The organism is Psychrobacter sp. TB67, assembly GCF_000511065.1.
GTDB lineage: Bacteria > Pseudomonadota > Gammaproteobacteria > Pseudomonadales > Moraxellaceae > Psychrobacter > Psychrobacter okhotskensis.
Map to the genome: position 1 here is coordinate 1 of NZ_AYYA01000036.1, position 10,204 is coordinate 10,204.

Below are 10,204 nucleotides of genomic sequence, written 5' to 3' on the forward strand. Positions count from 1 at the left end.
TGACCCCTGCCGTCAAATCCGTACAGTTAAACTTGGGAGATTTAATTACGCAGCTTGACGATAATAATCAAACCACACCTGTCTTGGCGATTTATAGCCCAAGCTCTTTTGAGTTCTCGTTTGGTTGTAATATAGTTCAATATATCCAATGATATCGGTAATGGCGGCAAATCTAGTTTTATAGTCTTGGTGATACACCAGCTCGTTCTTTAATATGCCCCAGAAGCTTTCTATGGGTGCGTTGTCAAAGCAGTTGCCTTTAGCACTCATTGAGCCTGTAAACTGATGCTGCTTGATGATTTTGTGATAAGCGTGGCTACAGTACTGACTGCCTCTGTCAGAATGCACAATCAGCCCTTTGCCTGGTCGTCTGTTCTTGATTGCCATATTTAGTGCACGACAGACTAAATCAGCAGTCATGCGTTTATTAATGGCGTAGCCAACCAGCTCTTTGGTGTATAGATCTTTGACCCCTGCTAAGTACAGCCAGCCCTCATTTGTCCAGATATAAGTAATGTCACTGACCCAAGACTCATTAGGACGCTTGGCATCAAACTGCTGATCGAGCACGTTTGGATAAACCAGCTTGTTGTGATTAGAGTCGGTGGTCACTTTAAAGCGCTTATGACGTCGGCATTTGATGCCGTGCTCTTCTTTGATGCGTCTCACCATGTATAGGCTAATGTCATGGCCTCGCTCACTTAGATGCGCATGCAGACGCTCATATCCATAGCGCTCCTTTGTTTCACTGTGCGCGGCTTTAACCAGCAGCTCAGACTGGTTGCGATGTATCTGTTGATCGCTGATATCACGACTCAGCCAGTCGTAGTAGCTAGAATGCTTAACCTTTAGTACACGGCACATAGCTGTGATACTAAATATCTGCTGGTTATCCTTAATAAAGGCGTACTTTACTAACTGTTTTTCGCGAAGTACGCCGTGGCCTTTTTTAATATCTCTCGCTCCTCCTCGGCAACTTTAAGTTGTCGCTTGAGCTGCTTTATTTCTTGAAGCGCTGTCATAAGATCAGGATCATATTGTTCTGTGCCGATAAGCTTGCCTTGATTGGCTTTGTTATGCCAATTTGATAGCGTTTGCATGGCAATGCCAAGCTGCTTTGCGGTAGCCGAGATATTGCCATTATTGTCTGATATCTTCTTGACAGCTTCTGCTTTAAATTCGTCACTGTAGGTTCTTACTTTCTTGGTCATGATAAACTCCGATTAATACGCTTAGTTTACCAAGTTTATCTCTACGGTTTCTTCAGCATAGCTCAGACAATACAAATCAAAGGTTATGACTTTTGCTTAACACATATCAAGTTCAGGAATACTTTAAAATCTAATCATAAACTCGCATGGTGTGCTTCCAATCGCTTAGTTAAAGAGGAGGTTATTAAGTCTGATTGGGTTCTAGGTCTTTATGGTAGCCTTGAAGATAACAATGGTGAGTTTTACTATAATTGCTATATTACTTCAGATTATCTAACAGAGAGAGTACGTAGCGAGCGAACAGGATTTAATATAGAAGAAGGTTCACCTGACATGCTAGACGAGATTTCCTTTAACATGCTGAGGCAAGCAGTTTTAGAAAAATGTAACAGTTATCTAAAAGAATATTTGGTTGAAAATATCAAAGAAGGACATGATAGATTAACTAAGTTCGTAAGCGATCGTGCCCCTCAGTACCGTCCAATCTTAGGGTATTTGGCGAAGAATGAACTAATTATTGATCCTAGTATCACGGACGCTAAGCTTGACCTCTTACTGCATAGCTATAAGTATAAACTAGAAAACCAAATTCTTTCAGAAGGCCACACAGTTATGCAGCCTAAGGAGAATGAAGAGGTTGATGACTATAAAACTCGCTTAAATGAGTATCTACATAAAGTCGGAGACATAAAGAAATCTGACTTAGCTAAATATGTTTCACATAGAAAAGTAATAATTGATTTGCTAAGTAAATCAATTAATATGCTTGATGATGGGAAGTATGAAAAAGAGCATGTCATTCATGAGCTTATAATGCCTATGCAAGCAGATACTGATGACACTGACAGTCTGGCTTGCAACTTATGGCTGTTGGATGAAAGACTAGCTTTTCATCACTATCTGGCTTCTGATAAGACTATAAACTCGATGCCCATTACAGATGATGTATCAAACTTAGAACCTGATTTAATCAGCTTAAAAGTTTTCGATAACCCTATTTTAGTCAGTAACCAAAAATCGCCAACATTAGCGTCAATCACGGTTATCGAAATTAAGCGGCCCATGCGTAACGATGTTGCAGAAGGTAGAGACCCTGTAGAGCAGTCACTAAATTATCTTGAAAAGGTACGTGAGGGTAGAGTTACAACTAAGAATGGTAGGCCTATTAACGGTGCGCAGGATTTGCCAGGATACTGTTATGTACTTTGTGATTTAACCAATACAATGGTAAAGCGTTTAAAAAAGTATGATCTTACGATGACATCTGATGGAATGGGTTACTTTGGCTATAATAAGGCCTATAAAGCTTATATAGAAGTAATGAGCTTTGATCAGTTAGTAAAAAGTGCCACAGAAAGAAATAGCGCCTTCTTTACACACTTAGGAATACCTAGTTTTTAAACTTAACTTGCTACTGTAGCCTAATTTACTATGACTAACCAATACCAAAGCCTTGTCTTAAGTTTAACTCAGCAACCAACCGAACAAGAGTGGCTTGAGTTTAAACATAACTTTCATAGTCCTGATGAGATCGGTAAGCGTATATCTGCGCTTGCCAATGGCGCTTGTTTGACTGGTAAGAAATTTGGTTATTTAGTTTTTGGTGTAGAAGATGGCACGCATCACGTTGTCGGCACAAGCTTTAGCCCGAAGACAAAAAAAGCCAAAGGCAACGAAGACTTAGAGCACTGGCTGGTTAGCCGTTTAAGCCCCAAAATTCATTTTACAATTCATGAGCTACAGATTGATGGTAAAGCGGTAGTACTGTTCGAGATCCCAGCAGCCACAGATACGCCCATTAGTTTTTTGCATGAGCCTTATATTCGTATTGGTAGCTTCACAAAACTGCTTAAGCAATACCCAGATCAAAGCCGTAAGCTGTGGCAAAACCGAGCGGATGACTGGAGTGCTGAGATTTGTCACGATGCAACGCTTGAAGACCTTGACCCTAAAGCCCTTGCTATTGCCAGACAAGTCTTTGCTGATAAAAACAAACGTTTGGCTGAAGACATTCAAGAATGGGATGACATCACCTTTTTGAATAAAGCCAAAATCACCATTCGTGGGCAGATCACCAACACAGCGATTATTTTATTGGGACTTTATGAATCCACGTATTTTTTAAGCCCAGCGCAAGCGCATATCACTTGGATTCTAAAGGGCGTTGATGGTATTGAAAAGGACTATCAACATTTTGAACCGCCGTTTTTGTTAGCCTTAGACGAGGTATATAACAAAATCCGAAACCTAAATTACCGCTACATGCCTGCTGGTACGCTGTTCCCTGAAGAGGTCCAGCAGTACGACCCCTATATCATCCGTGAAGCATTAAGTAATGCCATTGGTCATCAAGACTATCGTCTGGGTGGACGTATCACAGTAGTTGAAAAAGAGGACTCAACGCTGGTGTTTCAAAACAGCGGTGGGTTTATTCCTAAGACTATTGAGAGCGTCTTGCTGCAAGATGCGCCTGAAGCGAGCTATCGTAATCCATTTTTGGTCAATGCCATGGTTAGTCTAAATATGATGGATACCATCGGTAGCGGTATTAAAAAAATGTATCAAATTCAGTCCAAGCGCTTTTTTCCATTGCCAGATTATGACTTATCCCGTGAAAGAGTGCTTGTAAAATTTACAGGAAAAGTCCTTGACCAAGAATACGCCAAGCAGCTAGCGACCGTCGATAATCTCACATTACACGACATCATAGCACTTGATAAAGTTCAAAAAGGGCAGAGCATCAACGAAGAGGAAGCCGACGCGTTACGCAAAAAGTCACTGATTGAAGGGCGTAAAAATAGCTATATGATTGGTGCTGATGTTGCGAGGCATACTGAGCAGCAAGCAGAGTATATGCAAATGCGTGGCTTAGATGATATGCATTATCAAAGCTTGATTATAGAATATCTAAAAACGTTTGAACGAGGTAGGTTAGCTGATTTTGATAAAATGCTTGCCAATAAGCTACCGCAAGTACTAGACGAAAAGCAGCGCAAACATAAAGTGCGTAACCTATTACAGAAAATGCGCCGCGATGGTTTAGTTGTTTCTGAAGGCTGGACTTGGTCTCTTCCAAATAGCTAAGAATAGCTAGAAACAGCTAAGGATAGCTAGAAACAGCTAAGGATAGCTAAAACTAACTAGGTTTAGCTATCTAACATATTTTAAAAATTGGCTAGAAGCTGTTTGAGCATATCGTTTCGCCAACCTTCTGCTTACTTATAAATTTAAATTATCTATAATCATTCCACTTGACGCAGCTTAGGCAGTCTCCTAATAAACAGTAGAAAAATAAAAAAGTGGCGATCTCTAGAGAGAGGGTTAAACCCTTGTTATATAAGGGATAGAGGGTTTAAATAATCTTTTTTTTAATTAAGAATAATCATAATTGTAATTATTAAACAGCCTTAAGAATTCATATATCCTTCTAAAAACATCAAAAGAATGCATTGATTATGCAATATTGCATGAGTTACATCATACTGCCGAACATGATCGTAATGAAGGTTTTTAGAAAAGTTTAAGATTGTATTATGACAGAGCCTAACGAAAATATTTTTCGACAAATTGTCAAAAATATGCTTGAAATGTTAGCTTAATAATTTGATACTACTTTCTTATTTAGTGACTATAAGGAAAGTATGATGAGTGATCCATATGATGATCATCTAGATGACGATGACGATGATGATGATGATGAAAATCTAAATGATGCTGAGCAACAGAAAGAAAATGATGAAGTTCAGGAGATGGGTAAGCAAGGGTTGACAGATGACGACTTCCCAGATGGTAGACCACCAAACACATTCAGCTAATCATGATCTAAAAAATAATAAATTTTTAAATAGTTATTTAAAACCTCACTTATAAGTGAGGTTTTTTATAGCGGCCTATTTTCGTTGCAACCTAGTGAGCTCTAGCAGCTATCTTATCATTCAACCATTCTGCAATTTCACCCTCAACCCATGCTACACGACCTTTTGAAAGCTTTACTTGAATAGGGAAAGTAGGATCGTAGCGTTTAGATTTCTTGTCCAACATATCGTAAATGGTAGTACTGCTAAGTCCCGTATGGTACGTTACTTCTTTCAATGGCAACATTCGTGGTAAGCATAATGCACTGAGATTAGCGGTGTTATTTTGGTTGTTAGTATTCAAGTTGTCCATGATTGCTCCTTATAAGTGAACGAGAGCGTTTCCTCTCATACAGTTACCGAGTCCCATATTTTTTTACGGCATCCCATTCAGACCAATGGTTAGCCTTAAATGAAGCAATAAAAGAAGGAGCTGACTACTCAGCTCCTTCTTACGTCGCACATCTGAATTGATTGTTTTAGCTCACTGCCGTCACGCTTTGCCGTAGCCCCTGTTCAATACTAGTCACGTTATGAGTTGCTAACCCGTTCTGATAATTCCCCTGCTGACTATTGCTAACGTCATCTGTCTCCATGGGATAAAACTCTTCAGCCACATCAAGTAAGCCATCGTTATCAATCTCAAAGCATGAATTGACGTAACCCTGTTTTGCAGCCTGTTCTAGCGCTGCTTGATCAAATCCGTGTTCGCTAAGCTCCGCATCAATTGCCTGTGCATCTTGCACTGCTTGCTTTAGTGTCACCCCATCACGTAGTGTTAAATCAACAAAGTAAATCGGCGTACGATAGCTTTGCGTGGTGCTTTTACCTCTTAGCGTTAATTGCAGGGGCAAACACGACAGCTTATTGCCTGACACCGCAGCAAAGTAGCTCAGCCGTGCGGCAAGCGTGCGAATACTATTAAAGCCTGTGGTGCGAAAGATAAACGTACCTAACTCATCATCTTCACTGAGATTAACGTACAAGCGACCATATGGCTTACAAGCACCGCCTTGCGCTAATGGACAACGATCAGGTGATGCGCAAGGCAATGTTTCCACACCATTACTTGTACGACGTTGACATTGCTCACCGTCACCCACGCATAGTGGGCGACCTGTTTGTCTATCGAACAGCGTGTACTCTGCTCGCAGGTTTAGCGTCGGATCGTTAAACAACATGCGTACCGGTATGTGTCTCAGCTTACCGTTACTGTGCTCGCGTAGCTTTTCATCTAGTGGATGATTGATCCAGCCATCCTTGTTCTGCACTTGACTGGTAATGGTGAATTGATCGTCTTTAGCAGGCAAACGCTTGCCGTCCTTTTGAATGACACGTCCGATGCTGATACGACCTAAAACTGGTGGGGTAATCGTGAGACCTTTAATCATGATGATAGTCCTTATAGGTTTAATAAAATGTGTTTAGCCATAAAAAAGCCCACCGATTAGGGTGGGCAGTTATGCGCTTGTTTTGGTTAAGTGTAGTAGGTTTCGACTTAGTCGTTTAAGATGACGAAGCGGCGACTACCTTGCTTGGTTTTACTAAATTTAGCTAATAGCTCAGGATGCGCTTTAATGACCGCTTTGCTATCCAAGCCGATACTATCTTTCGAGCGCTTCCAAGAAATAGCGCCCATCGAAAATACAGCCACCTCATTATGGGCAATCAGTGTTTGCAGCTGATGTTTAACTTGATCATGGCGCTGCTCTAGCTCTTGCATATAGTCACGGTAGCTCAGCAATTGCTCAAACAACTTGTTGGCACCATCATCATCTCGCAAATCAACCTTGCTTGAGGGCTTAGGCGTTGGATAAAGCAGCTTTAAGGCTTTGGCAGCTGACTCGCTATGATCAGGGGTTGGCGGCGTGTCTGTCTCAACATACTGCCAGAACTGACGCTCATGCTCCATGATGGACTCAATCAAGCGCTCATCCCGCTCAACCTTGTATATCTTAGCCTCGTGTCCACAAAGCAGCACGCAGATATGCGCCGCAGTTTTACCAGTGACCGCCAGCTGATGCTGCACTTGGCAGGTGACGTATAACGGCACGCCATGCTTCCAGAGCTTAGCACCATGTTCACCAGCAGTTTTGCATTCTAAAATCTGTACCTCATCACTACCAGTAATGGCATAATCTAAATTTGCTAGCATGAATGGCTGCTCAGGATGCTGCAAGATAGCGTTCACGCGGCGTACCTTATTCCCGGTATGCGCTTGGTAATATTTAGCGACCATCGGCTCTAAGGTATTACCCCAATAGAGTGGTGAATATCCTTCAATGCTCTCATCGATGTCGGAGCTCATGCGTCCTGTTTTAATCATCCATAACTCAAGCATCGATAAATACGGATGAATACCACAAGCGGCAGCGGCATCAGAGCTGCCAATGCCTTGTCTGCGTACCTGTAGCCAGTCCTCACGGCTTAAATCTTTAGTATTAATCAAACGCTTAGCAGTCGTTGAAGTATTAGATTGGTTAGGTTTATCAGCGGTAACGCTTTGCTTGGCTTTCACTACTGCTGGTTTAAGCCTAACGGTTGCACGCTTGGCTTGTCTTGGCTGAGTCGTGCTGTTTAGTGCGATCATGTTCATAACGAACTCCTTTGATAAATGGATTATGGGTATTAAATGAAATAAGCGGCATAAAAAACCACGCTCGAAGGCGTGGTTGATTGTATTGTTAGATTTTAAATGTGGCTGGTTAGGCCAGCATCAGTAGCGATTCCTCTAAACCCTTTTGTTTAAGCTTAGCGCCAGAGCCAAACCAAGCACCGTCTAATCGATGGTCTCTCGACATTGCTCTGCGTTCGTGATCGACGTATTCAGTGATACTGCATAGCAAGCCGTAAGCGGTGTCTTTAGCGGCATCAAGATCGGCTCCGCGACCTTGACCGTTAAACATGTTCATCACCTGATTCATCGCCTTGGCATTGGGCACCGCGTCTTTCTCTTTCTTAGCGCTGTTGAACAGAATGATGTCATTGTCCTGATCATTGAACACACGGCTAAGATAATTGGCGGCTTCTGCTTGAGTGACACGGCGCTCTGATAATTGCTTCATTTCATAGCTGTGCTCATCCCATTGCTTCACCGACACGCCTAGTTGCTGCTTGACCTTATCCGCATCAAACGAGGTGGAATGCGGAACTTTAACGACGCCTCCTGAACCATTCGCTAAGCTAATAGAAAGCGTGTTATTACAGACCACACGGATTGATGTGAACTGTGCTGTGGTCGCTAGCGTGCCATCACAAGCGGTTGCAAGAAGCAAGTAGCCATTACTGACATCTTTACCCTTAAGCGTTGCTGACTGCCCTGTACGAGCCAATGCCCATAGCTTACGGCCGCCCTTTAAGACGCCTGCGGTCTCTAATTCAAAATCAGACTGTTCCGTAAGATCACGATAGAACTCTAGAATCTCACGAGGTTGTACTTCTTGATAGCGCTGGCTAACGACTGATAATGGCTCAAAGTTATCAGAGCGGTACAACACCTTTTGCTCAGCAAAGGGCAGAATCAAATTGTGTCCTTTATCATTATTCGCCATGTAGCTCACGTCTGAGGATTCTATACGCCAGTCCATACCCGCTTGCTTTGCCCAGACTTCGATAGGCTGCTTGGGAGCCAGCTCATTACCTAAGCCATGCCAAGGGGTTTCGCCAACGTATGCCATTGATTCGATTAAATGTGCCATTATGATTTTTCCTTTTAGTTTTGATTAGAATTATGGGTTATATGGATAGGTTAAATGCTGAAAGTTCTTGAGCAGGTATTGCAGGTATAACTGGGCTTTGCTGCCAAAACGAGTAAGGGTGGCTGTTGTAGTTTGTCTTTAGCCAAGCTAATAGCAGAAGCCAGTGCCGTTCCTACCACCACACCGATTGCTGAATTGATTTTGTAGTACCTACAGATGCTTACACCAAGACCTGATAGGGCAGATTGTGAACACAGTTGCTCAAAGATATTAAAGGGACTGTCAGTATCCGTATTGCTTTTTACGTTCGCTGAATGACAGTGTGGGCAGATCGGTCTCATAAAGGACTCCTTTTTAGATTGCGCATAAAAAAGGCCTGCGATTAAGCAGACCTTTAATTAGGATAGTTTGGGGTTAAACAGTCAGGAGAGCGATGCTTCCTGACTGATCTCATAGGAATACTATATATCTAAAAATATTTTGTTATTCAGGCAAGCCTCTACGTTTTTTTGTACGATAAATACCATGACCAAAGGTACGCATGTTTGGTAACCAAAGTTTAAGTTGCTGCTCATTCTTGCTTGGCTTCGTTAGGTATAGAGCTGAAGCTAGAGCATTTTCAACTTCAATAGGATTATTTTGATGTATCATGCCGATACCTAGTTTGTCATGTTGCTTATACTGCTGCTTACGTTCTTTATCATGGTAGCTATAATATTCGCCTAGACCAGCGGTTACCTCCTTCCATTTCTCACCCACCTCTTTAGCAATATACCAATCATTCTGTCGCTCTGAACCATCATACATAAGCAGTAAATGACAGTGCAGCCCACCTTCTTCCCCACCTTGCTCAATAGCCCAAGCATTGCCTTGCAAATGCTCAAAGCAACTCTTTGGCTTGCAGTTTTTTGCTTTACCGATAAGCTCTCGAAACTTGCTCATGTGATAATTGAAGTCTTCAATGGTCACATGGTGGCTGGTTTCTTTTGCGTATTTTAGGTCGATACGTATAAAGAGCAGTCTTGAATAATGCCCGATTAGATTATTAATATAGCACCCTAGTTTATTTTTATTTTGAGATTCTTGGTAAATGAACGCATTACGTTCATTTTCAATATCATTTTTATAGCATGGCAGCATGTCGATAAAACGCTGAGTTTTATCATGATCCCAAATCACGTTTTCTGGATAGGTATCACCAACGATCGCTTGAGTGCTACTAAAAAATGATAAGACTGGCCGTGAGTAAAATAGCTCACTATCGAAGTGAGTCATGAACGGATAATAAAATCCGTTCAGTTTATTTAAGACCTCATTAAAACAGATAGTGTTCGCTAGTATATCTGTAACAAGACTATGGACGTTTGCAGCAGCTAGCGGTTGGTTTAGGTGTGAGTAAGACATTATGGTATTCCTATGAAGTTAGTTTCATAGGGTGGGA

Annotated in this window: 10 protein-coding genes; 3 read left to right on the forward strand and 7 right to left on the reverse strand. The window is 41.8% G+C overall.

The window, feature by feature from the left end:
• Window positions 1–45: 45 nt before the first annotated feature.
• Window positions 46–1,211 (reverse strand): IS3 family transposase gene (locus tag W293_RS0105380; RefSeq protein WP_156915601.1). Its coding sequence is split into 2 segments (ribosomal slippage): window positions 46–953 and window positions 953–1,211, totalling 1,167 coding nucleotides; the frame shifts between segments, so codons are not numbered across the junction.
• A gap of 333 nt (window positions 1,212–1,544) precedes the next feature.
• Here W293_RS0105380 and W293_RS16130 point away from each other — a divergent pair.
• The 3 genes from W293_RS16130 (at window position 1,545) to W293_RS17200 (ending at window position 5,026) form a co-directional block, all read left to right on the forward strand.
• Window positions 1,545–2,612 carry a hypothetical protein gene (locus W293_RS16130; RefSeq protein ID WP_025651465.1) on the forward strand — a complete coding sequence of 356 codons (1,068 nt, stop codon included), beginning with the start codon at window positions 1,545–1,547 and terminating at the stop codon, window positions 2,610–2,612.
• Window positions 2,613–2,642: 30 nt separating this feature from the next.
• A complete protein-coding gene (locus tag W293_RS0105395; protein WP_025651466.1) occupies window positions 2,643–4,295 on the forward strand; it encodes an RNA-binding domain-containing protein in 1,653 nt (550 codons plus the stop codon).
• A 560-nt stretch (window positions 4,296–4,855) separates the two neighbouring features.
• Complete coding sequence (locus tag W293_RS17200; RefSeq protein WP_156915603.1) at window positions 4,856–5,026, forward strand: hypothetical protein; 171 nt, start codon at window positions 4,856–4,858, stop codon at window positions 5,024–5,026.
• Window positions 5,027–5,117: 91 nt separating this feature from the next.
• Here the strand turns inward: W293_RS17200 and W293_RS0105405 are convergent, their stop codons facing one another.
• From W293_RS0105405 to W293_RS0105430, 6 genes are all read right to left on the reverse strand, one after another.
• Window positions 5,118–5,378: a helix-turn-helix transcriptional regulator gene (locus tag W293_RS0105405; RefSeq protein WP_025651467.1), complete on the reverse strand. Its 261-nt coding sequence runs from the start codon at window positions 5,376–5,378 to the stop codon at window positions 5,118–5,120.
• Between the two features lie 166 nt (window positions 5,379–5,544).
• Window positions 5,545–6,456, reverse strand: a complete 912-nt coding sequence (locus W293_RS0105410) for a hypothetical protein (protein WP_025651468.1) — start codon at window positions 6,454–6,456, stop codon at window positions 5,545–5,547.
• Between the two features lie 107 nt (window positions 6,457–6,563).
• On the reverse strand, window positions 6,564–7,661 hold the full coding sequence (locus tag W293_RS0105415) for a YqaJ viral recombinase family protein (protein ID WP_025651463.1): 1,098 nt from the start codon (window positions 7,659–7,661) through the stop codon (window positions 6,564–6,566).
• Window positions 7,662–7,770: 109 nt separating this feature from the next.
• Window positions 7,771–8,763 carry a DUF932 domain-containing protein gene (locus W293_RS0105420; protein ID WP_025651462.1) on the reverse strand — a complete coding sequence of 331 codons (993 nt, stop codon included), beginning with the start codon at window positions 8,761–8,763 and terminating at the stop codon, window positions 7,771–7,773.
• 50 nt (window positions 8,764–8,813) lie between these two features.
• Entirely contained in the window at window positions 8,814–9,104 is a 291-nt protein-coding gene (locus tag W293_RS0105425; RefSeq protein ID WP_025651461.1) for a hypothetical protein, read from the reverse strand.
• Window positions 9,105–9,246: 142 nt separating this feature from the next.
• Entirely contained in the window at window positions 9,247–10,038 is a 792-nt protein-coding gene (locus tag W293_RS0105430; RefSeq protein ID WP_227502350.1) for an inovirus-type Gp2 protein, read from the reverse strand.
• Window positions 10,039–10,204: the final 166 nt, after the last annotated feature.